Here is a 22,185-nt window from a genome sequence, read left to right on the forward strand (position 1 = left end):
GCGCGCCGCGCGTCAACCGGCCGCGTGGTCCGCGACGTCCGGTTGCGCGAAGTGTTCGGCGATGCAGTGGCGCAGCCGCGGGCCGAACACGGCGGCGATGTCGTCGGCCGAGTACGGCGCGATGGCGTCGTCGATGCCGAGCGCGCGGTCCACTTCCTGCTGAAGCCGCGTGAAGATCCGCTGCGCGGCGCGCTCGTCGTGCAGGTACGTGTTGAGCGCGGACGCCGTCGCCTGCGCGGCCGCCGCGTCGAGCCCGTGCGCCGCGAACGCGTCGGCCGACCATTCGTCCGCGCCGCGCGGCGCGTCGCGCATGGCGTCGATCTCGGCCAGCAGCGTCGGCCCGTGCGCGCCGAGCGTGCCCACGCACATCCGGTCCGCGGCGGCGACGAGCTGGTTCAGCCCGGCCGTCATCTGGCGCAGCACCGTCCCCGCCGGCCATTGCCGCGCGCGCGCGATCTCGGGCTCGTCGCCCTGCAGCAGCATCGCCAGATCCTCGCGGGCGATCTCGTGCGCGAGCGGGCTCGTGTGTTCGGTGGACCAATCCTCGAAACGCGCCAGCGCGTCGCGGAACGCTTGCGTATGCGCATGCCCGGGCGCCGCGTCGAGCGCGACGATCAGCGCGCGCAACTGCTGCGCCGCGCGCACCGCGAACAGGTATTTTTCAGCTTCGAGCTTCAGGAACGCCGCCGCGTAGCGGTAGAAGCCGGGTTCGGCCGCGCTCGCTTCGGCGCCCGCCAGCGGCGCCGGCTCGATCATCGCGCGGTAGGCCTGCTCGACCATCGTCTGCGGCCCCGCGCACACCGAGTTGCGGCCGACGAGCAGACCGGCCGCCTCGGCGATCAGGTAATACGCGTCGCTGGCGAGGCACGGCGCGGCCGGATCGCCGCCCGACGCCATCCGCTTGATCAGCGAGATATGCACGATCCGGTGCATGCCGAGCGAGATCCGGTAGATGATCGACGGCACGACGGGAATGCTGTCCGGGTCGGCCGGCTGCTCGCGCCGGCGGATCAGGTAGGCGGGCAGCAGCTGGCACAGCTTGCTGATGAACCACAGGTCGAGCATCGACACCGCACGGTCGTGGCCGCGCAGGCGGCAATACCCGTCGCGCAGCGTCGAGATGGTCGGCAGCACCAGGTGCCAGTGGTTCGCGAACTGCCGCAGCGACGAGATGTTCATCGGCAGCGTGTGATGAAACCGGCTGCCTTCGTACTCGCAGCGCGCGGCCTCGATCTCGATGCCGTCGCGCGATTCGGCCGGCGCGATCTCCTCGCCGAGCGGGCGAAAGAAGCTGTCGCGATAGGCGACCATCGAGCCCAGCATCGAGCGCCAGTAGAACTCCGGTTTGTCGAGCGCGCGCGGCCCGTGATAACCGCTCGCATACAACGCATCGATGACGGTGAAATCAAACTCGTTCTGCATCATGGCTTCCTGGAGAGACACGGCCGCCGGCACGGCGGCCCGATAGAACGAACGGCGTGGCGCCGGCGCATCAGCGCGGCATCGACATCGGCTTGCCGGCCGTGTCGGCCGCGCGGCGCCACCGGCGTGCGAGTGCCTGCCACAGGCTGGCGAGCTCGACCCGGCAGAAGGTCCGCACCGCGCGCGGCGACCACCACCAGTAGTTCACGTTGATCGAATCGCTCAGCGATTCCACGTAGTGCCACCAGCCGGGCGGCAGGTACAGCACGTCGCCCGCCTCCAGCACGAAGTCGTGGCGCGGCGCCGACTGCACGCGCGGAAACAGCGCCGGGTCCGGATCGCTCATGTCCACCGGGCTGAAGATCACCGGCAGGTCGCGGCGCTGCCGGTAATACACGTTGGCGGACTGCTCGGGCGCGAACAGCACCCAGCGCTTGCGGCCGTACACCTGCACGTTCAGGTTCTCGTGCCGGTCGAAATGCATCGGCGACGAGATCCCTTCGGGGCCGAGCCAGAAGCCCGGCCGCAACACCAGCCTGCGCCGCAGCCAGTGCGGCATCCAGCCGGGAAAGCCGTGCTGCTCGTGCAGCGGCGTGATGTCGTCCTTCAGCTCCGGCGCCGTCGAATAGATCGCCGCGTAGGTGATGTACGCGGTGCGGGCGCTGCCCTGCGTCTGCATCGCACGGATCGTCGCGCCGAGGCGCGCGGTTTCGTAGCGGCGCGCGCCCAGGTAGAGATCCGGCTGCGTCGGCGTCGGCGACAGCTGCGACGTCTCCACCGTGATCTCGTGCTCGCCGTAGCGCTCGACGAAGAAATCCGGCGTCCAGCGCGTACGCGCGGGCCATGCTTCGATGAATCCTTCCAGCACGGCCGGATGCTTCAGTCCGGCCAGAACGTCGCGCATGCTCCGGCTGCCGTCGTAGCGAATCCGCGGCATCGGCACAATCTTGCTGCCAGTCATCGTGGGGCTCCTGTCGACAGGAAGAAAATCAGGACACCTGCCAGTCTCCGTCGCGACGCAGCACGTCGCCGGGCAGCCAGCGGATCACGCGGGTGCCGCCGCCGAGCGCGTCGACGCGTGTGTCGATCTGGTCGAGCGTGTCAGCTTCCGCGGGCTCGCCGTTGATCCAGCCGATGTCGTCGATCTCGGTGGCGATGCCGCAGAACCCGTTCGCATACGGTGCGAACGCGTGGGCGCCGGCGCGCGCGCACAGCTCGCCGATCCCGGACGGCCCGAGCGTGATGGACGGCCCGTCACCCGCTTCCGCGATGCGCGGCAGCCGCTGCAGTTCGGTCATCGGCAGTACCATCCAGAACGTGAACAGGCCCTGCCAGAACGGCGCCTTGCGCATCTCGCGGCAGCAGCTCAGGATCAGGTCGGGCCGGCCGCGCCGGGCGACGGACCGGTCGATCACGTCCATCACCGAGCCCTTCGCATCCTCGCCGCTGTCGACGAGCAAGATCACCGAGAACTGCGGCGTCGTGACCCGGTAGCAATTGCCCCAGTTGCGCACGTCGTGCGGCGGCACGGCCGCGCCGATGGTCGGCTGCTCGCCGTAGAACGGCAGGATGTCGATCTCGATGTCGCCGATCCGCACCGTTTCGCCCCAGCCGGGCGCGAGCACCGTCTGCCCGACGTCGCGCAGCGACTGCTGCATGTCGTCCTGCGCCAGCAGCGACGCGACCGGGATGTGCGGCACGATGACCGGCACCGACCCGTCGCCGCCGTGTCGCAGGATGGTCGGGATGTGCCAGTGGTCGAGATGCCCGTGCGTGACGAGCATGCCGTCGATCCGCTGGCCCAGGTTGGACGGTGCGCGATCGAGATCGGGCAGCCCGACGTTGCCGCCGATCGCGAGGCTGATCGGGTCGGTCAGCAGGCGGGTGGTCTCGGATGCGATCAGCAGCGACGCGTGTTCGAGCCGCTGGATGCCGGGGCCGTCGAACGCCGGCCACGCCAGCGCCGCGTCGCCCTTCGGCCGTTCGCAGCCGAGCAGGCGGGGGTCGGCATACAGCTCGGACAGCGGCTGCCAGTGGTTGCGCTGCAGCGCGTCGCGCAGCGCGTTCGCGAGCTGCGGCACGTCGGCGGCGGCGGTATCGAGCACGATCGGCTCGCCGTGCTGCGGCGCGAGTGCGAGCGTCCAGCGCTCGCGGCGCTGATGCAGATCGTAGAGCAGCGCGCGGCTCGCGATGCAGCCGCCGGCCGCCACCGAATCCGGATCGAACAGCTCGGACAGGAACGGATAGCGCGCAATGGCTTCGCGCAACAGCGCGGCGCAAGCGGCCGGTTCGAATTTCGCTTCCATGAATTGCTGCATGAGCGCGTCCTGCCGCTCGATCAGCAAACCCAGATCATGCGCGCGCGAAGCCAGAATGCCTGTATTGAGGAAGACCCCCAGGCGATCATCGACAGACATGGTGTGTTTTACCCTCGGATTCTCTCGGCGAAACGCAACGCGCTCCCGCGCGCACCGTCACCGGGTCGCGAAATGCCGCATCGTTTCTTTATCTTTTATTGCGCGCTGCGTGGCGCGGCGCGTCGACAGTCAGGCCGACAGCGCGGCCCGCACGCTCAATGGCCGCATGTCGGTCCAGTTGGCGTTGATCCATTCGAGACAGGCGTCCCGGGTTCCCGACGAGCCCGCCGCGCGCCAGCCTTCCGGCACCTGCTTGTCGTCCGGCCAGATCGCGTATTGCTCCTCGTGATTGACGACCACTTTGAAAACGGCATCGTTTAGCGGTGTTTCAGCTTCCATGTCTCTCTCGTTTCAATAATCGATCACGCGTGTCACACGCATCACATAATTCGATATTTCTATAAAAACGGCACGCCCGGCCATGCCGGGCAACGATGCAAGCACTTTGAAATCGAAGCGAGCAGACTTTACCATAAAGCATCTAAAAACAATTACATTTCTATTGCATGAAAAACGAATAAATCATACGCACTGGCCGCCATTAATATCGTCCATTGTTCATTAATATGTAGACTGGCAGAAATTACACTGTCGCTTTCAATTAAATCGATAATCGGCACAATTGTTTTACAACCTTGTACGGTTTTTTCAAAGCGGAGTCCCGAAGCATGGCCTTGCTACCCAGTACCCTCACCATTCCGCTCGAGCGCCCGACGGCACGGCACCGGCTGCTGGTGTTCCATCACGCGTGCGGCGCGGCGGCCAATTACTACCGGTGGGCGGCATCGTTCCCGGACGACATCGAGGTGTGGCTGATCGAACTGCCCGGCCGCGGCAGGAGCCTGGGCACGCGTGCGATCGATACGCTGCCCGAACTGATCGACTTCCTGCGGGCTCTCCGGCCGCTGCTGCCGCGCGACTATTCGGTGTTCGGCCACAGCATGGGGGCGCTGATCGCCTACTGTTTCGCCCGCGACATGACGCAACTGGGGCATCCGCCCGTCTGGCTCGGCGCCTCCGGCACCGACGCGCCGTTCTACCCGGATCGCCATGCGCGGCGCGACGGCGCGCCGGTTCACCTGCGCAATGACGCGGAGATCGTCGACTATGTCGTGTCGCTCGGCGGCACGCCGCGCGAAGTGGTCGAGCACGACGCGCTCCGCGCGATGCTGCTGAAGCTGGCCAAGGCGGATTTTCGCGTGGTCGAGGCGTTCTTCCCGTTGCCGTGCGCGACCGCGCTGCCCTGCCCGGTCACGGTTTTCTCGGGCCGCGACGACACGGTGACGAGCCCCGCCGGGCAGCGTGACTGGTTGCGCGCGTCGCAGCACCCGGTCAGCTTCCGCGCGTTCGACGGCGGACACTTCTATCTGCTGGAGAACCCGGCCGTCGTTCAGCATGCGATCGGCCAGGCGCTGGCCGATGCAGGGCACTGCGGCACTGCCGTGGGTGAAATGCCTTCGCTGATGTAGTGGCCGGGCCGGGCGGCGCGGTGCGTGTGGAGACGGCGCGCGCGACTGCCGGCGTCACGGCGCATGCCGATGTCGTCGGCACCGGCTGGCCGAAGCCTCGGCGTCGTCGGGGAGCGGCCGAACCGGCGAACCCGAAGCGCTGCGCGAAACGGATGATGGTCGGCGCCGGCACGCCGCGGGTGGTCGGCATGCCGGTGACGTAACGCACCATGACCGTCGAACGGCTCGCGACGATCCACGACACGACACGGCGCAACGCGACGCCCCCCGCTTCACCTGACCCGGCAACGCATCGACGGATTCCGCAATCCGCCTCGTCGGCGCGCCCCCTTGAAAGGACCGGGCCCCATCGCGTCGCGCAGCGTGGCGGTCACGCACGCAACGCAGCCGGCTGGATCAACCGGCGATCAGCGCGGCAAGCGTCGGATAGAATCCGTCACACGCGGCGATGATCGGATTGCCTCGCAGCAAGCCGTTGCCCGCGAGAAAATCGTTGACGACGCCGCCTGCTTCGCGCACCAGTACGATGCCGGCGACGCAATCCCACGAGTTGATATGCGGCTCGTAATAGCCGATCAGCCGGCCCGCCGCGACGTAGGCGATCATCAGCGCGCCCGAGCCGTTGCGAATGAACATGCCGCCGTCCACCAGCAGCCGCTCCAGAAACGGAATGAACGCCGACGGCGCGACCCGGTGCGAGAAGCCGACGCCCACCACGCCGTCGCGCACCGATCGCGTCGTGGCGGCCCGAATCGGCGTGTCGTTGACGAATGCGCCGCACCCGGTCGCGGCATGAAACAACTCGCCGCTGTTCGGATCGAACACCGCGCCGATCACCGGCTTGCCATCGATCAGTACGCCGATCGAAACGCACCACGCATGCATCCCGTTCAGAAAGCAACTGGTTCCGTCGATCGGGTCGACGATCCAGACTATCCGCTCCGACAACAACGACGCGCCGGCCTGCGCCGCGGTTTCCTCGCCGAGGAACGCATCGTCCGGAAACGCCGCCGTCACGCGCTCGCGCACCAGATTCTCGACCTCGCGGTCGGCCAGGCTGACTACGTCCTGCAGCCCCTTGTGCTCGACCTCGAGCGCCGCGCGGTTCGCGAACATCCGGTACGCACGCTCCCCGGCTTCCCGGGCAATATTGCACACGAGTGCATAACGACTCGCCAGATCGGCCTCGAACACGATCGTCTCCGTTTCGGGTGCGCTCATGCGTGCGCTCCGACGATGGCCGCGCCGTGTGCGCTGAACTGGAGCGTGACCTGCATGCCCCGCTGGAATAACTGATCTAACCGATGACTCACGACAAACAATTCTCCAAGTGACGACTGAACCGTGTACTGCATTTCACGACCGAGATAGGTCGCACGACTGATTTCACCGGCGATCGCGCCGTCCTGCGCCGGCTCGAGCCGGATTGCCTCGGGGCGTAACGCGATGCGCACCGCGCCGGTCCGCGTGCCGGTGTACGGCAGATCGAGCCGCGCGCCGCCGATCGCGCACTGCGCGACCTGGTCGCCGATCGCGCGAATCTCGCCGTCGACGAGATTCGCATTGCCGATGAAATCCGCGACGAACTCGTCGGCCGGTGCGTCGAAGATCTCGCGCGGCGTGCCGAGCTGGGCGATCTTCTTGCGATTCATCACGACGATGCGATCCGAGATCGCCAGCGCCTCTTCCTGATCGTGCGTCACGTAGACCGCGGTCAGGCCGAGCTTGACCTGCAGATCCCGAATCTCGTCGCGCACGCGGGTGCGCATCTTCGCGTCGAGATTCGACAGCGGCTCGTCGAGGAGCAGGATTTCGGGCTCGAGCACCAGCGCGCGCGCCACGGCGACCCGTTGTTGCTGACCGCCCGACAGCTCGCTCGGCGAGCGTGCGGCATACTCGCCGAGCCCGACCAGCGCCAGCGCACCCATTGCCTTCTCGTGCGCCTCGCGCTTTGGCCGGCGCGCAACCGCCAATCCGTACGCGACGTTCTCGACGACGCTCATGTGCGGAAACAACGCGTACGACTGAAACACCATGCTGACGTCGCGCTCGGCCGCCGACAGATCGGTCACGTCGCGCCCGCCGATCAGGATCCGCCCCGCATCGACGCGTTCGAGCCCGGCGATCATCCGCAACGTGGTGGTCTTGCCGCAGCCGCTCGGGCCGAGCAGCGTCACCATCGTGCCCGGCTCGATGCGAAAACTGATGTCGTCCACCGCGATGCTCTTGCCGTAGTGCTTGCTGACCCGCTCGAATACGAGCGAACCGCGTGCCTGGGTCGTGTTCATACCGTCGTCTCCTTCATGTTCAGAATCGTGCCGCGCCGGCCGGAAGCCTGTATCCGCGTGCGGGCACGCAGCCGGCGCACACCGACGAAACGCTGCACGACGAGGATCATCGCGAGCATCACGATCACCAGCACGCTGGCGTAGGCAATCGCGGTGCCGTAGTTGCCGTTCGAGACCAGTCCGATGATGTACGACGTTGCCATGTCGTAATTTGCGCTGACCAGGAAAATCACCGCGCTGACCGACGTGATCGAGCGTACGAAGCCGTAGACGAGCGCCGACGCGAGGGCCGGGCGCAGGAGCGGCAGGATCACGCGACGGATCGTCGTGAAGCTGCTCGCGCGCAACATGATCGATGCCTCGTCGAGACTCGCGTCGAGCTGGCGCATGGCCGCGATGCCGCTGCGCAGCCCCATCGGCATGTTGCGGAACACGAAGCACAGCACGAGGATCGCGCCGCTTCCCGTCAGCTCGATCGCGCCGGCGTTGAACGTCAGCAGATAGGCAATCCCGATGACCGTGCCCGGCACCGCGAAGCTCAGCAGCGTGCCGAATTCGAGCAGGCGCTTGCCGGCAAAGCGCTGCCGGATCAGCAGCCAGGCGGTGAGCATGCCCACCATCGACGTCAGCGGTGTCGCGATCGCCGCGATCGTCAGCGTCGTGAAGAACGACGGCCATGCCTGACCTTGCCAGTGCCAGCCGCCGGCATCCACGCCGATGCCGAACGCATCCGCGTAATGCGCAAGCGTCAGGCTGTTGTCGACACCCCAGATCTTCACGAAGCCGCCAAGCAGCATCATCGCGTAGACCACCAGCGTGAACGCCACCCACGGCACGGCAACGCACCAGAGGCCGGCGCGCAATCGCGGATCGAGCGCCGCGTGCGCCCCGCTGTCGGCCTTGCCGGACACCGTCACGTACGAGCGGCGGCCGAGCCAGCGGTTCTGCAGCAGGAACACGCCCAGCGCGAACGCGAGCAGGACCAGCCCCAGGCCGGCCGCACGCCCCGGGTCGTTCTGTGCACCGACCACGGAGAAGTAGATCTCCGTCGACAACACGTGGAAATTGCCGCCCAGCACGATCGGATTGCCGAAATCGGCCATGCTCTCGATGAAGCACAACAGGAACGCGTTCGCGAGCCCCGGGCGCATCAGCGGCAGCGACACCGTGACGAACGTTTGCCAGCGTGAAGCGCCGAGCGTTTGCGACGCTTCCTCGAGCGACGGGCCCACCCCTTCGACGACGCCGACGAGCGTCATGAACGCGATCGGCGTGAACGCCAGCAGTTGCGACAACCAGACACCGGGCAGGCCGTAAAGCCAGCGGCCGGGCACGACGCCGAACACATCCGCGACGAACAGCGTGAGCGCGCCGTTGCGGCCGAGCAGCAGGATCAGCGCGAGGCCGAGCACGAACGGCGGCGTGATGATCGGCAACACCGCGAGACTGCGCAGCGCCCGCACGCCGCGCGACGCGCTGCGTGCAGCCAGCAACGCGAGGGTGCAGCCCAGCGCGACCGATCCGGTGGCGCTCGCAATCGCGAGCGCCAGCGTGTTCCATGCCACTCCGCAGCTGCGCCCGCCCGACAGGCAGGCCAGGCCCCAGACGCTGCGAGACATGACGCGCGGCAGCACCGACGTCCAGTCGAGCACACCGTCGGCATTGCGAAACGCGTCGAGCAGGGTGTTGCCGACCGGCCAGAACACGAACGTTGCAATCAGCGCGACGACGATCCCGATCGCGCCCGTCACGAACAGGTCGCCCCGGCACGCGCCGGCCAGCGCCGCGCCGCTGGTCGCGATCACGAGAAACGCAAGCGCCGCGAGACAGGCGCCGGCGCCGAGCCCGGTCGGCAACGCGACGCCCCAGGCGAGCCAGCCGATCGCCAGCAGGCCGACAACGCCCGATCCGATCCACGCCGCGCCGAGCACGCGGCGCCGGCGAATCGCCGCCAGCGCGATGCCGGCGGCAGCCAGGCACGCGACCAGCACCCACACCGCGGCCATCCCGCCGTGCCACGCCTGCCAGAACGCGGGGGCGGCGGCTGGCGAGCCGAGCAGCGCGCCGCCGATCCAGCGGAATGCGAACACGCCCGAATCCTGTTGATACCAGGGCAGCGCGACGAGCGCAAACGCCCCCGCCGCCAACCAACTCGACAAGATCTTGTTCATCTTCGCGTCAGTTGCCATGGTTGTAGATTTCGGTCGTCCAGCGCTGCAGCAGGTGCTTGCGAACCTGAGGCGAACCGTACTTCGCAAAGTCGTAATTGACGAGCTTGATCGATGCGACGTTCGGCGCCTGCGGCGGGACCTTCGCATCGCGGTTGGCCGGAATCTGATACGCCTTCGCATCGACGGCGGCGGTCTCGGTATCCGCGCGCAGGGCGAAGTCGTAGAAGCGCTTCGCTTCGGCCAGATGCTTCGCGCCCGCGACGATGCTCATGCCGCCGATCTCGAAGCCGGTGCCTTCGCACGCCGGCACGACGGCAATCGGAAACCCCGCGACTTTCTGCTTGATCAGGTCGTGCATGAACTCGATCGCGACGGTCGATTCGCCGCGCGACGCGGCTTCTCCCGGCGCCACGCCGGTGTCGGTGTACTGGCTGATGTTGGCGTTCAGCGCACGCAGGTACTTGAATGCATCGTCCTCGCCGAACAACTGGACCAGCGTCGCGAGCGCAACGTACGACGTACCCGACGAATTCGGATTCGCGATCTGGATCTCGCCCTTGTAAGCGGGATTCAGCAGATCTTTCCAGCACTTCGGCGCCGGCAGCTTGCGCGACTTGATTTCCGTCTCGTTGTAGCCGATGCCGAGCACGCCCTGATAGATGCCGACCGACCGAGCGTCGGCCACTTTCGCGAACGTCTGCGCCCACGGCTGCAGTTGCGCCGCGAGCGGCGACTGATAAGGTTGCGTCAGCTTTTCGAACGCCGCCTGAAGGTGCGCATCACCGGATCCCGCCCACCAGACGTCGACCTGCGGATTCTTCGCCTGCGCCTGGATCTGCGCGAAGCTTTCCCCCGCGCTCTTGCGGATCATCGACACGTCGATGCCGGTTTCCTTTTCGAACCGCGTCTTCATCAGCTGGCACCACTCGAGATCCGCGGAACACAGCACGTTCAGGTTGCCGGCCGCATGCGCGGTGGTCGTCAGGCACGCTGCCGCCAGCATCGTGGCGACGGCGCTTCGCAACGGGAATTTCATCGGTTGTCTCCATGTTTTGATTGCCCGCGCCGCCCTCGCATCGTCAGTGGCCGGCACTTCGTCCGGGGTGTCGCCCCGAATTTTGCACACGAGTGCAATGTAGCACCAACGAAATCCCGATTCAACCTGGGAAAATCTGGAAATGGAGTTCCAGCGTCGGGACTTACCCGGAGACCGGACCGACGGAATCGCGCTCGACGAGAGAAACCCCCACCACCCGAATGCGGGTCGGCAACGTGAAATCGGTCATCCGCTCGACCAGTACATCGACCGTTTCCCGCGCCAGCGCGTCCACGTTCTGCGCGATCGTCGTCAGGCGATAGCTACCCATGCGCGCGTGCGGGATGTCGTCGAACCCGATCACCAGAAGGTCCTCCGGCACGCGCTTGCCGAATCGCTGTCGTGCGGCATCGATGAAACCGAGCGCAATCATGTCGGTGGCGCAAAATATCGCGTCCGGCACGCCGCGCGAACGGTCCAGCAACACTTTCGCGGCTTGCTGGCCGCTCTCGTAGCTGTCGGTCGACGTGTTGCACAACTCGACTTCGCCCCGTCGCCCCGGCAGCGTCCGCAACGTCTGCACGAACGATTCGCAACGTGCCTTGCCGTTGAAGTTCGACAGATGCGGGCCGATGAACGCAAACCGCTTTCCGCCAGCCTGCACGAGACGCTGCGCGGCCAGCCGGCCGCCGGTCTCGTTGTCGCTGTTGACGACGTCGACGCCGTCTAGCTCGGCCGCACGGTTGAGCATGGCGACCGGCACGCGGCGAGCAACGTACTCGCGGGCAAGCGCGAGCGGCGGCGTGCCCGACGTCATGATCACGCCCGCGATCCGGTAGCTCAGCAGGATCTGCAACGAGTGGGCGATCTGGTCGGCGTCGTCGGCATCCATCAGGATCGGCAGGAAGCCCTGCTCGCCCAGATAGTGGGCGAGCGGCGACAGCAGCTTCACACGAAACGGATTCTCCAGTCCCGACGTAATCACGCCGACAAAGCTGCTGCGGCCCTGAATCATGTTGCGCGCGTTGTAGTCGACCTGATAGCCGAGTTGCTCGGCCGCACGCATGATCCGCTCACGCGTCTTGTCGGACACGCTCGCACCCGGCGTGAATGCTCGCGATACCGCCGAGCGCGAGACGCCGGCCAGTCGCGCGACATCGCTCGCCGTCGCCCAGCTCTTTTCTTTCTCTTTGTCCGTCATGGATATCTCGTGCGTCGCCCATCTGCATCTGTTGTGGAGACTGCTAGCTTATCAAAACAGACGAAAACGCCACGGAATTCGCCGTCCGGGCCGGGCGTCAAGTGAACGAGCCCGTCGGACATGCCCTTGCCCACATGACATCCGACGGTGCAGCAGCCCTCCTGCCGTGCAACAACGCGCGGTCGGGACGCCGGCGGCGGTGTGCTTCGCCCTACGGCAAGCTAGGGTAAGTCCCGCCCCTTCGAACGTCATTTCCATGCGGCTCGCACGTTGTGCAATCGAGACTGCAGTGATAAATTGCACACGAGTGCAAATTCGTGCCGATCATCCGGTGACGCGACCCGGATGGCAGCCGGAAAGCGGCATTCGAACGTTGCAACACCAGTCGGCGTCGCCAGTTTGCCGGCCCGGTCACGCATCGTTCGACGGGCATCCGTCATGGAATGCCCGGGATCGGCGACTCGCCTGGCGCATATCGCGCCCGGTGTCTGATTTAACTACCGTATCGACTACCGTAGGAAAAGGAGCAGCCCATGTCGTCACCCCCACCCGTGAATCCGTTTCGTCGGCAGTTTCTTCAGGTCACCGCGAGCGCAAGCTTGTGCGGAACGCTGGGCATACCTGCTCTGTCATCGGAGGCGGCAACCACCCCACGCGGCAATACGGCCCACGAGCCACGTCCAGGGTCGATTCCGCTGGACGAGTGCCTGAGCCTTTCTCCGCAGCAAATGGCACAGCGATCCCCGATTGCGCAGCGGTCGTTCGCCTATATCAACGAATGCATGTCGCAAATCCAGGATGGCGCGCTGAAACGCACGACGCGATCGATGGTCGACCATCCCGCACCGACGCTGATGGCCTACTATCTTGGACAACCGGACCGACAGGACGCGTTGTTCAGGAACCTCAAAGACAAGAACCTGCTTGCAGCAGACGTCACCCGCGAACAGCTGTTTCCGCCGTGCAGTTCGGCCGACGTTCCCGCGCAATCGATGTTGAGCGCGCCAGGCAGCGACTACAACAGCCACCACTCCTATCCGGGCGGCCTATGTGCGCACACGGCGACGAACCTGCGCCATGCGATCGACTACAAGCACACTTACGAGCAACTCTTTCGCTACTCGCTGTCGCTCGATGTGCTGTTCGCCTCGCAGACCTTGCATGACCTGCAGAAGACCTGGGTATTCCAGTGGCGAGACGACGGTTCGTGCCTGAAAGAACTCACGATCGGCGACACCGGGGCGCACCATATATTCGGCCTTGCGCAATGCATGGTCCATGACCTGCCTGCCGACGTGATCCTCGCGCAGGCGTGCGCGCACACGAATCCCGGCGTGCTCGACGGCGAAAAGAAAATTGTCGGGTGGCTGACGGCGGCGGCAATGATCGCGCGGGTCGATCCCGTCGCCAAGGGCTATGTGACGGACCAGCAAGCGCTGCCGAAGCCGCACAAGCAGGAGTGGTTCGTATCGCATATCTGCGATTACGATTTTGTCTTCGCGAATCCCGCTGCGAAAGACGCGATCTCCGTGCTCAAGGACATCGCGAAACAGGACTACGGCATGACCGAACAACAACTCGACGGACGCGACTTCAACCGTTTCCGCAACTATCTCGGGTCGCAGATCTCCTGGCTTCGCACCAACTTCGAAAACTCGAACGACGTGCACGCGCTCAGGCAGTTGATCCATGCGACCGTCGTGAAAACCTGACCGCCCCCGAAGGCGCCGGCGAGCGATGCCGGCTGGTCATCCGACGCCTGTCGCGTGGCGGGCATTTTCGCGCAAACCGGTGTTCAAGCCCGCTGGAACACGCCGCTGGATGCGCATTTCGGAAAGGCTCACGCCGCGACGAGGTAGCCACGATCGAGCTTCCGGCAAGCCGCCCGGTCCGGACACGGTGCGATTCATCAATGAAATGCCGACTTTTTTGTGATTCGGCGCATCGGGTGGCAACTGCCTGATCAACCCGCCGCCCCCGGCCATTCGATTTTTGAAAGCATGATTTTTTTGTTTTTCAATCCATAAACTCAGGAGTCCGATAAAAATCATCAAGCTACATGAAATTTGGATCCCATCAATATTGAATCATTCCAACAGGATTATGAATCGATGAAAAATAGCGTCGCAATTGCCATGACCGCTGCCGGCCTGGCCGCCGCAGCGGCGGCCCACGCCCAGAGCAGCGTGACCCTGTACGGTATCGTCGACAACGGTATCGCCTGGCAGAACAACTCGTCAGGCACGGGCGCGACCTCGGGCGGTCACTCGAAAGTGCAGATGTCCACCGGCGTGTGGGCAGGCAGCCGCTTCGGCCTGAAGGGCAGCGAAGATCTCGGCGGCGGCACAAAGGCGATTTTCCAGCTGGAAGCCGGCGTCAGCACGGCTAACGGCTCGTCGCAGTGGACCAACGGCATCTTCACGCGTCAGGCATGGGTCGGAATGACCAACGCCACGTACGGTACGCTGACGGCCGGCCGCCAGTACACCGCGTACTACACGCTGCTGTCGCCGTACAGCCCGACGACCTGGCTGACCGGCTATTACGGCGCGCACCCGGGCGATATCGATTCGCTGGATACCAGCTACCGCGCGAACAACTCGCTCGTCTACATGTCGCCGAAGTTCTACGGCTTCACGGTCGGCGGTTCGTACTCGTTCGGCGGCGTGGCAGGCGCGACGAACCGCGGCTCGACGTGGAGCGCGGCGATCCAGTACCTGAACGGCCCGGCAGGCATCGCGGTCGGCTACCAGAAGGTCAACAACTCGACGCTCGGCGGCGGCGTGTGGGGCGCGAACTCGACGGTCCAGAACGGCCTGAACGCGGCGGGTACCAACGGCGTCGAGCCGGCGGTGTCGTCGATCAACAATGGTTACCAGTACGCGCAGTCGCAACAGCGTATCGCCGTGACGGCGGGCTACCAGTTCACGCCATCGTGGGACATTTCGGCGTCGTACTCGAACGTTCAGTACATTCCGGGCACGGGTTCGGGCTTCACGAACACGGCGATCTTCAACACGGCAGGCGCCGTGCTGCACTGGAAAGCCTCGGCTCAGTGGGACTTTGCTGCGGGTTACTCGTTCACGGCGGCAACGCAGTCGAACGGCATCTCGAGTTCGGCCAAGTACCACCAGGTCACGGTGTCGCAGTACTACAGCCTGTCGAAGCGCACGGGCCTGTACGCAGTTGAGGCTTACCAGCACGCCAGCGGCAATACGCTGACCCCGACGGGCGGCATCGTCGCCGCAACGACGTCGATCGGCGACGGCGTGGGCGCAGGTTCGAAGCAGAACCAGATCGGCCTCGGCATCGGCCTGATCCACCGCTTCTGAGGTTCAGTGGCGTGCACGCACCGCATTCGGCCGCCACGGAAGCCCGTCTTCGGGACTGAAGAGCCGTTGAATCCCGGAACGGTGTAACGGGTATGGCCATGCGGTGCGTCAAAGGTAGCAAGCTCGCGGACTTTGCCCGTCGAGAGCGATCCGCGGAAACCAGAACCATCGTCACCACGTTGAAGCCGGGCGACTTCGAGAACCTGGAGCGTCCCCCGAGTGCAACGCGCCTGAAGGATATGGAAGCGGGTCGAAGTCAGCCAGTCGCAACCGGGTAACCGTCGTCGGTTTCAAGCGCGATCACCGGGATCATCATCAGAAACAGAAAATATCAGCGGCATTGTCGATGCGGAAACGGCACGCAATAATCGACACAATCAAAATAATTATTTAATACGGCAAATTCCAATCGCCCGTTTAACCCGGCGCCACGCCGCCGCCCTCCCTTCGCTCGCATCGCCCCTTGCCGTGAGGCTCCGCAGCCGCATGCCATCGATGCGACGTTACCCATCCCGCCAATCCAGCCGACGAGATCATTTCATGTTTCTCACCAAATCACGACTTGATTAACGTCGATGACATGAAAAATTAATATCTCAGAAAATATCTTGTAATTATAAAAATGGCCTCCTAGCATGCCTCTGCTGTACGCGACATGCCTTATATCAAAGTCATAACTTGATGCATTCCTCGAACAAACCCACTCATAACCTGGGGAATTACATGAAGAAATTGTCTCGTCTGCTGCCCATCACCGCGATTACCGTTGCGAGTCTCAGCGCTTTTGCACAGGCCGGCGACCAGCCGGCCGCGGTCGACAAAGCCCTGCAACTGATCCAGCAGAACCCGTCCGCCTTCAGCCTCGCCACCGGCGGTACGACGCGTGCGTTGAAGTTCTCGGGCCCGCAAGCCAGCGCGCCGACGGACGGCGATCAGTTCCAGGTACGCGATGTGATCGTCGATCCCGACGGCACCGAGCACGTGCGCTTCGACCGCTTCTATGCGGGCCTGCCCGTGATCGGTGGTGACGTCGTCGTCCATTCGAGCAAGGGGCAGTTGAAACAGGCGAGCCTGACCCAGCTCGCGCCGATCACGCTCTCCGGCACGATCGGCAAGGTCGGAAACCGCTCGGTGGTACGCAACGCACCCGACGTCGGCGCGACCCGGGCCAGGAACGTCGCGGCCGCGCGCTTCAACTCGGACGTGCGCCGCGTCGATGACGCGGAACTCGTCGTGTTCGCACGCGACGTCACGCCGACGCTGGCCTACGCGGTGCGCGTCTACGGCAAGTCGACCGATGCGCATGGCGACGCCGTGCTGTACTACGTCGACGCGCGCACGGGCAACGTGCTCGACGCACAGGACCTGATCAAGACCGCCGCCGCGACCGGCACCGGCCGCTCGCTGTACTACGGCAACCTGACGCTCACGACGGACCAGACCGGCACGAACGCATACCGGATGCTCGATCCGAGCCGTGGCGGCGGCTCGGTCTACGATGGCCGCGGCCTGAGCTCGGACGACGTCGAGCAGGCGACCGACCTGCCGATCTTCACGAGCAGCACGAACGTGTGGGGCAACAACGCGACGACCGACCGGCAGACCGTTGCCGCCGACATCGACTATGGTCTCGCATTGACTTGGGACTACTACAAGACCACGCACAACCGCAACGGCATCTTCAACGACGGCCGCGGCGTGAAGAGCTATGCGCACGTGGTGTTCAACACCGGTAGCGGCATGAGCGGCGCGAACGCGGCATGGCTGTCGTCGCGCGTGATGGCGTACGGCGACGGCGATCCCGGCACCCGCCTGCCGAAACCCGTCGTGTCGGTCGATGTCGCCGGGCACGAAATGAGCCACGGCGTGACCGAGGCCACCGCCAACCTGAACTACTCGGGCGACGCGGGCGGCCTGAACGAATCGACGTCCGACATTTTCGGCACGCTCGTGAAGTTCTACGCGAACAACCCGAACGATCCCGGCAACTACGTGATCGGCGCACGCATCGTGAGCGGCGGCCTGCGCAAGATGTACAAGCAGGATCTCGACGGCCGGTCGTTTGCCTGCTACCCGTCCGGCGGCTTCTCGTGGTCGAATCCGCGCCACGATCCGCATTTCACGTCCGGCGTCGGCAACCGCTTCTTCTACCTGCTGTCGGAAGGCCCGGCGGTGCCGTCGACCGACACCAGCCTGTCGAGGACGCAGCTGGTCTGCAACGGCGACACGACCTTCAGCGGCCTGGGCCGCGACAAGGCCGGCAAGATCTGGTACCGGACGCTGACCGTGTACCTGAACGCCAACTCGAGCTATCCGAACGCACGGCGCGCGTCGATCCAGGCGGCAAACGACCTGTATGGCGCGAACTCGGCCGAAAGCGCCACGGTCGCTCGTGCGTGGAGTGCGGTCGGGGTGAACTGACGGCCCGTCTGCGCGTGCGTTGAATGCCCGCATAGTGCGTGGCCGTGCTCCGCTTCGGCGAATGCGATGCTCACGCGAATGACGGGCAGATGCCGATCGACCGCTTGCGATGGCAGGCGGTCGATCGGCGGATACCCGCACGAACAGTCCCGGCCGACACCGGGCGCATCATCGAACGCGGCCCATCCCGATGCGCATCCGGTTCCGCGCCGGTGCGCGACCGGCGTCGTTCATCGAAGTGCTTGCGCCGCCCGCTTCACCGCATCGTAGCGATCCATCCTCATCTGCCCCAGTTGCGCGGTCACCGCCTCCAGGAGATCGGGCGCCGCGCGCTCCGGCCGTCCGCAGTCGAACGGCGGCGCGGGCGCATATTCGATGGACAGCTGTACCGACTGCGCATGCCCGGCCCCCGCAATTTCCGCCATCACCGTCAGCGCCATGTCGATGCCTGCCGTGATGCCGCCACCGGTGATCAGGTTCCCGTCACGCACCACGCGTGCGCGATCGACGGTTGCACCGAACGCCGGCACCAGGTCGAGCCACGACCAGTGACACGTCGCCCGTTTGCCGCGCAGCAACCCTGCCGCCCCCAGCAACAGCGAGCCGGTGCACACCGACGTGACATGACCCGCCCCGTCGGCCAGCCGGCGCAGCTCGCGCACGTATTCCGCGTCGCCCATCGCCTCGATCACGCCGAGGCCGCCCGGCACGCACACGAGGTCCGCATGCGGAATATCGGCCAGGCGCCGGACGTTCGCGATCGTGAGGCCGCCGTCGGCCTCGATCGTCCCGCCTGCGGATGAAGCCATCACGCATTGCGCACCGGGCAGGCGCAGGAAAACTTCGTAAGGCCCGGCGAAATCGAGTTGCGTCACGTTCTCGAACAACGCGAAGACGACGACGTACGGTGCAGCGGTCATTGTGCGAATCTCCTTGCAGTGAATTGACACCTCGCATGGTCGCGCTCTATCGTGATGGCCGCAATGTCGCCATCCCCACTTTTACTGCCATGCCCCATCGCGTCGCCGTGCTCGTCTACCCGGACTTCCAGCTGCTCGATGCGGCCGGCCCCATCGCCGCCTTCGAAATCGCCGGCCGCTATCGCAACGGTCACTACTCGCTGCGGACGATCGCCGCGGAAGCCGGCCTCGTGCGCAGCTCGTCCGGCGTCAGGTGGGCCGCCGAAGCGCTTCCGGCGGCCAGTACGATCGACACGCTGCTCGTCGCCGGCAGCGACGACATGGATTCCCCGATGTCCGATCCGCGCGTGCTGCGCTTCCTGCAGCGCTGCGCGCGACGCGGCGTGCGCGTGACGAGCGTGTGTTCGGGCAGCCTGCTGCTGGCCGCGGCGGGGTTGCTCGACAATCGGCGCGCGACCACGCACTGGTCCTGCAGCGAACGATTCGTCCGCCAGTTTCCGCAGGTGCGCCTGGAACCCGATCTCATCTACGTGGAGGACGGCCCGTTCTGGACCAGCGCCGGCATCAGCGCCGGCATCGATCTCGCGCTCGCGCTGGTCGGCAACGACCTGGGCGAGCACGTCGCGCGCCTCGTGGCGCGCCAGCTGGTCGTCTACTACCGGCGGCCCGGCGGACAATCGCAGTTTTCCGCGCTGATTGAGATGAACTGCGCGCGCGGCCGCTTCAAGCCGCTGCTCGATCACGTGCGCGGCAACCTCGCCATGCGTCACCGCGTCGGCGATCTGGCCGAACGCGCATGCATGAGCCCGCGGCACTTCGCGCGCGCGTTTCAGGCTGAAACGGGGCTCACTCCCGCGAAAGCGGTCGAGAAGCTGCGTGTGGAAGCCGCGCGTGCCGCGCTCGAAAGTGGAGCGGCGTCGTTGCAGCGCGTGGCGCTGGAATGCGGCTTCGGCGATACCGAGAACCTGCGCCGCAGCTTTCAGCGCCTGCTGGGCGTACCGCCATCGACCCTGCGGGTGCGCTGAAGCATTCGGGATCGCGCGGCTACGGTGCCAGCTGCCCCTCCGACTCCCGACCGAACACGCGCTGCGCGATTCGCTGGCTTGCACGCTGGCGATTTTTCCGACGATCGGGCAATGACGCCGACACGACAGGTTGGCGGCCCGTGTGCGCATCGTCGCCCCCTCTGCTCCCACCCGCCTATTCCACCTCGCCGCCGTCGCCTGGCGGCGTGTCCGGCGTCCACGCCCGAACGATCGAACATGGCGGCCGGCGTCGGCGTCACCGCTTGAGCCCCTTCTCCTCCCACCAGTCCCAGGACTTCAGTGCCTGCCGCGCGACCCTGCCGCCGAGATACGAGAGCGTGTCGCTCGTCATCGACAGCGACTTCCGGTTCACGATCCAGAAATCCGTCAGCTCGGATGGGTTCCCCGCAAGCAAATCGGCGATGGTGCGGCCATTGAGGTGGGTCAACGCGACACCATGGCCGAAGCATCCGCCCGAATAGATGATGCGTTCATCGTCGATGAAGCTGATCTCGGGGGCCATGTCGATGGTGACCGAGACAGGGCCGCCCCACCGATAGTCGATGCGCGTGTTCTTCAGTTGCGGGTAGATCCACTTGAGATGATCCTCGCAATGCTGCCACGCCGCCGGTGCGGAAACCTCGTCCATGGCCCCCGTGCGGTACGTGATCACGTCGCCGCCGCCCATGATGATCCGGCCGTCGGCCGTCGGCCTGAAATAGTGCAGCATCTGCCGGTTGTCCCCGAACGACTGCCGCTCGCGCCAGCCGATGCTTTCCCATTGCGCGGCGGTCAGCGGCTCGGTGACGACCTGATAGGTCCAGAGGGGATACTGGCGGGAACGCAGCCGCTCCGGGCCCGGGACATCACGGGAGTATGCGTTCGTCGCGACGACCAGCTTGTCCGCCGTGATCTTTCCATTCGGTGTGCTGACAGTAATCGCGGACGACGTCCGTTCGATATTCGTCACCTGGGTCGTCTCGTAGACGGTAACACCGGCGGATTCCGCCAGGGTCTTGAGCGAGCGCACCTGCTTGCAGGGATCGAGGTAACCGGTTTCCGATTCGTAGATGCCGCCGGCAAAGCGCTCCGAATGGAAGTCCTGCTGAAACTGCTCGGCGCTCCGCCACACCATGTCCTCGTCGATGCCCAACTGCTGGAACAACTCGTAGGTCTTCTGCATGCGGCCCAGTTGCTGCTTCGTGTAAGTGGCACGAACCAGCCCGCAGTGCCGATAGTCCGACTGAAAATTGTTTTCCTCGATCAGGCGCCTGGTATGCGCGACCGCGAGCTGCAAATAGCGATGGGCGTCGACCATCTTCTGCTTGCCCCAGCGCAGCAGGACCATTTCCGGTTCGAGACCGAACATCTTCGTGCTGAAGCCTGCGTTGCGACCGCTCGAGCCGAAACCGACTATCGCGGCCTCCAGCACGACGACGCGGGCGTTGGGGTTGTCCTTCTTGAACTGCCACGCCGTATTCAGCCCCGTGAAGCCGCCGCCGACAATCGCAACGTCGACCTTGAGATCTTCCGTCAAGGATGGATTGGGCGAGTACGCGCCATAGGCGTGCTGCCAGAACGATCTGCTTTGAAGCAGGGAGGCTTGATCAAGTGACATGGTGGTGTTTTCGCGTAACGGGATCGGATGCCGAGGCAGCAAGGTATGGCTGCGTCGGCAGCAGAGCGACCTGGTTGCCGGAGGAACCGGCCGGCGCACGCGCAATGCCTTCACGCTCGCGTGCCTTCGGCAGGCCCGCGGGCGCCGGAGCCGTTGCCGTGTCGTCACGGCCATGCCCCAATCACCTGTCCCGCAGCCAGGTCGCTTTGAAGCTATTCACTTTTCATCCATATTTCTGGGCCACGAATTTTCCGTCGTACTTCTGGATGAAGGAATCGATCTTCCGGGCCAGGACGGCATCCTGGCCGTCGAGCGAAAGCCGCATCATCTCGATCTGGAAATCCTCCTGGTCGACCATGTAATCCAGGAAGATGCGTGAATCCGACGGCCCGATGTTTCTCAGCTTGCGCAACTCGTCGCAATAGACGACGGTCTTGGCGTGCACGAACTTCAGGAACGGCCTCAAAAGAAATTTCGGAACCGATCCGATCACCCACGCCTTGATCCGCGTTCCCGCTTCGGGTGTCGCGCCGATCCCCCATCGAGCCGCCGCCTGACGATAAACGGGCGCGTTGAACTCTTCCAGCTTCAGATAGGCCGCCCAGAGCGGCTGGCGCGGATCGCCGTCGAGACGATTGGCCAGGCGCCCGATGGCGCGCAGCGCAAAGGCCCGATTCTGGACCTCGCCCTTGAATCCTTTGGCAAATTTAATGGAAGGCATCAAGATAATTACCTCGCGTAACGCATGTCCGGCCAACGCTCACCGCGTCGGGTGACACTGGAGCGCTGCCCGATCCGGATCCGGCAATTGGCAAACGGGGCAGGCACGCCATCGGCCACAGCCGCGATGGCGGAAGGCCGACCC

At 65.1% G+C, this 22,185-nt stretch carries 18 protein-coding genes; 5 read left to right on the forward strand and 13 right to left on the reverse strand.

The window, feature by feature from the left end; all coding sequences use genetic code 11:
• Positions 1-12: 12 nt before the first annotated feature.
• The 4 genes from AC5LXK_RS34805 to AC5LXK_RS34820 all read right to left on the reverse strand — a co-directional run bounded on the left by AC5LXK_RS34805 (position 13) and on the right by AC5LXK_RS34820 (position 4,178).
• Entirely contained in the window at positions 13-1,422 is a 1,410-nt protein-coding gene (locus AC5LXK_RS34805) for a hypothetical protein (protein ID WP_493394174.1), read from the reverse strand.
• Positions 1,423-1,492: 70 nt separating this feature from the next.
• Positions 1,493-2,383 carry a cupin-like domain-containing protein gene (locus tag AC5LXK_RS34810; protein ID WP_493394175.1) on the reverse strand — a complete coding sequence of 297 codons (891 nt, stop codon included), beginning with the start codon at positions 2,381-2,383 and terminating at the stop codon, positions 1,493-1,495.
• Between the two features lie 28 nt (positions 2,384-2,411).
• Positions 2,412-3,740 carry an MBL fold metallo-hydrolase gene (locus AC5LXK_RS34815; protein WP_493394176.1) on the reverse strand — a complete coding sequence of 443 codons (1,329 nt, stop codon included), beginning with the start codon at positions 3,738-3,740 and terminating at the stop codon, positions 2,412-2,414.
• 228 nt (positions 3,741-3,968) lie between these two features.
• Entirely contained in the window at positions 3,969-4,178 is a 210-nt protein-coding gene (locus AC5LXK_RS34820; protein WP_493394177.1) for an MbtH family protein, read from the reverse strand.
• A 329-nt stretch (positions 4,179-4,507) separates the two neighbouring features.
• Between AC5LXK_RS34820 and AC5LXK_RS34825 the strand changes: the two genes are divergently transcribed.
• A complete protein-coding gene (locus tag AC5LXK_RS34825) occupies positions 4,508-5,308 on the forward strand; it encodes a thioesterase II family protein (protein WP_493394178.1) in 801 nt (266 codons plus the stop codon).
• 396 nt (positions 5,309-5,704) lie between these two features.
• On the opposite strand, the gene AC5LXK_RS34830 is transcribed toward AC5LXK_RS34825, so the two are convergent.
• The 5 genes from AC5LXK_RS34830 to AC5LXK_RS34850 all read right to left on the reverse strand — a co-directional run bounded on the left by AC5LXK_RS34830 (position 5,705) and on the right by AC5LXK_RS34850 (position 12,004).
• Positions 5,705-6,529: an inositol monophosphatase family protein gene (locus AC5LXK_RS34830; RefSeq protein WP_493394179.1), complete on the reverse strand. Its 825-nt coding sequence runs from the start codon at positions 6,527-6,529 to the stop codon at positions 5,705-5,707.
• The gene (locus AC5LXK_RS34835) at positions 6,526-7,596 is read right to left on the reverse strand and encodes an ABC transporter ATP-binding protein (protein ID WP_493394180.1); all 1,071 of its coding nucleotides are present in this window, start codon (positions 7,594-7,596) and stop codon (positions 6,526-6,528) included. The genes AC5LXK_RS34830 and AC5LXK_RS34835 overlap by 4 nt, the downstream gene beginning before the upstream one ends.
• Positions 7,593-9,767, reverse strand: coding sequence for an ABC transporter permease (locus tag AC5LXK_RS34840; RefSeq protein WP_493394181.1), 2,175 nt, complete (start codon positions 9,765-9,767; stop codon positions 7,593-7,595). The genes AC5LXK_RS34835 and AC5LXK_RS34840 overlap by 4 nt, the downstream gene beginning before the upstream one ends.
• A 7-nt stretch (positions 9,768-9,774) precedes the next feature.
• On the reverse strand, positions 9,775-10,803 hold the full coding sequence (locus AC5LXK_RS34845) for an ABC transporter substrate-binding protein (RefSeq protein WP_493394182.1): 1,029 nt from the start codon (positions 10,801-10,803) through the stop codon (positions 9,775-9,777).
• A 163-nt stretch (positions 10,804-10,966) separates the two neighbouring features.
• Complete coding sequence (locus AC5LXK_RS34850) at positions 10,967-12,004, reverse strand: LacI family DNA-binding transcriptional regulator (protein ID WP_493394183.1); 1,038 nt, start codon at positions 12,002-12,004, stop codon at positions 10,967-10,969.
• Positions 12,005-12,537: 533 nt separating this feature from the next.
• Here AC5LXK_RS34850 and AC5LXK_RS34855 point away from each other — a divergent pair.
• Positions 12,538-13,716, forward strand: a complete 1,179-nt coding sequence (locus AC5LXK_RS34855) for a hypothetical protein (RefSeq protein WP_493394184.1) — start codon at positions 12,538-12,540, stop codon at positions 13,714-13,716.
• Positions 13,717-13,752: 36 nt separating this feature from the next.
• On the opposite strand, the gene AC5LXK_RS34860 is transcribed toward AC5LXK_RS34855, so the two are convergent.
• Positions 13,753-14,055 carry a hypothetical protein gene (locus AC5LXK_RS34860; RefSeq protein WP_493394185.1) on the reverse strand — a complete coding sequence of 101 codons (303 nt, stop codon included), beginning with the start codon at positions 14,053-14,055 and terminating at the stop codon, positions 13,753-13,755.
• Between the two features lie 60 nt (positions 14,056-14,115).
• Between AC5LXK_RS34860 and AC5LXK_RS34865 the strand changes: the two genes are divergently transcribed.
• Together AC5LXK_RS34865 and AC5LXK_RS34870 are read left to right on the forward strand one after the other, a co-directional pair.
• On the forward strand, positions 14,116-15,336 hold the full coding sequence (locus tag AC5LXK_RS34865; protein WP_493394186.1) for a porin: 1,221 nt from the start codon (positions 14,116-14,118) through the stop codon (positions 15,334-15,336).
• A gap of 723 nt (positions 15,337-16,059) precedes the next feature.
• On the forward strand, positions 16,060-17,757 hold the full coding sequence (locus AC5LXK_RS34870; RefSeq protein WP_493394187.1) for a M4 family metallopeptidase: 1,698 nt from the start codon (positions 16,060-16,062) through the stop codon (positions 17,755-17,757).
• 230 nt (positions 17,758-17,987) lie between these two features.
• Here the strand turns inward: AC5LXK_RS34870 and AC5LXK_RS34875 are convergent, their stop codons facing one another.
• Positions 17,988-18,677, reverse strand: coding sequence for a DJ-1/PfpI family protein (locus AC5LXK_RS34875; RefSeq protein WP_493394188.1), 690 nt, complete (start codon positions 18,675-18,677; stop codon positions 17,988-17,990).
• Positions 18,678-18,766: 89 nt separating this feature from the next.
• Here AC5LXK_RS34875 and AC5LXK_RS34880 point away from each other — a divergent pair, with 89 nt between their 5' ends.
• Positions 18,767-19,702 (forward strand): GlxA family transcriptional regulator, encoded by a 936-nt coding sequence (locus AC5LXK_RS34880; RefSeq protein WP_493394189.1) that lies wholly within the window; start codon positions 18,767-18,769, stop codon positions 19,700-19,702.
• Between the two features lie 256 nt (positions 19,703-19,958).
• On the opposite strand, the gene AC5LXK_RS34885 is transcribed toward AC5LXK_RS34880, so the two are convergent.
• Together AC5LXK_RS34885 and AC5LXK_RS34890 are read right to left on the reverse strand one after the other, a co-directional pair.
• Positions 19,959-21,320: an NAD(P)/FAD-dependent oxidoreductase gene (locus tag AC5LXK_RS34885; protein WP_493394190.1), complete on the reverse strand. Its 1,362-nt coding sequence runs from the start codon at positions 21,318-21,320 to the stop codon at positions 19,959-19,961.
• A 223-nt stretch (positions 21,321-21,543) separates the two neighbouring features.
• On the reverse strand, positions 21,544-22,044 hold the full coding sequence (locus AC5LXK_RS34890) for a hypothetical protein (protein WP_493394191.1): 501 nt from the start codon (positions 22,042-22,044) through the stop codon (positions 21,544-21,546).
• Positions 22,045-22,185 lie beyond the last annotated feature (141 nt).

The organism is Burkholderia pulmonis (assembly GCF_984667975.1).

Coding starts and splice junctions, on each gene's coding strand:
- AC5LXK_RS34815 (WP_493394176.1), bottom strand. CDS start 3,740: ATGCAGCAATTCATGGAAGCGAAATTCGAACCGGCCGCTTGCGCCGCG.
- AC5LXK_RS34865 (WP_493394186.1), top strand. CDS start 14,116: ATGAAAAATAGCGTCGCAATTGCCATGACCGCTGCCGGCCTGGCCGCC.
- AC5LXK_RS34875 (WP_493394188.1), bottom strand. CDS start 18,677: ATGACCGCTGCACCGTACGTCGTCGTCTTCGCGTTGTTCGAGAACGTG.
- AC5LXK_RS34810 (WP_493394175.1), bottom strand. CDS start 2,383: ATGACTGGCAGCAAGATTGTGCCGATGCCGCGGATTCGCTACGACGGC.
- AC5LXK_RS34825 (WP_493394178.1), top strand. CDS start 4,508: ATGGCCTTGCTACCCAGTACCCTCACCATTCCGCTCGAGCGCCCGACG.
- AC5LXK_RS34845 (WP_493394182.1), bottom strand. CDS start 10,803: ATGAAATTCCCGTTGCGAAGCGCCGTCGCCACGATGCTGGCGGCAGCG.
- AC5LXK_RS34820 (WP_493394177.1), bottom strand. CDS start 4,178: ATGGAAGCTGAAACACCGCTAAACGATGCCGTTTTCAAAGTGGTCGTC.
- AC5LXK_RS34835 (WP_493394180.1), bottom strand. CDS start 7,596: ATGAACACGACCCAGGCACGCGGTTCGCTCGTATTCGAGCGGGTCAGC.
- AC5LXK_RS34885 (WP_493394190.1), bottom strand. CDS start 21,320: ATGTCACTTGATCAAGCCTCCCTGCTTCAAAGCAGATCGTTCTGGCAG.
- AC5LXK_RS34840 (WP_493394181.1), bottom strand. CDS start 9,767: ATGAACAAGATCTTGTCGAGTTGGTTGGCGGCGGGGGCGTTTGCGCTC.
- AC5LXK_RS34805 (WP_493394174.1), bottom strand. CDS start 1,422: ATGCAGAACGAGTTTGATTTCACCGTCATCGATGCGTTGTATGCGAGC.
- AC5LXK_RS34860 (WP_493394185.1), bottom strand. CDS start 14,055: ATGATTTTTATCGGACTCCTGAGTTTATGGATTGAAAAACAAAAAAAT.
- AC5LXK_RS34830 (WP_493394179.1), bottom strand. CDS start 6,529: ATGAGCGCACCCGAAACGGAGACGATCGTGTTCGAGGCCGATCTGGCG.
- AC5LXK_RS34880 (WP_493394189.1), top strand. CDS start 18,767: ATGCCCCATCGCGTCGCCGTGCTCGTCTACCCGGACTTCCAGCTGCTC.
- AC5LXK_RS34855 (WP_493394184.1), top strand. CDS start 12,538: ATGTCGTCACCCCCACCCGTGAATCCGTTTCGTCGGCAGTTTCTTCAG.
- AC5LXK_RS34850 (WP_493394183.1), bottom strand. CDS start 12,004: ATGACGGACAAAGAGAAAGAAAAGAGCTGGGCGACGGCGAGCGATGTC.
- AC5LXK_RS34870 (WP_493394187.1), top strand. CDS start 16,060: ATGAAGAAATTGTCTCGTCTGCTGCCCATCACCGCGATTACCGTTGCG.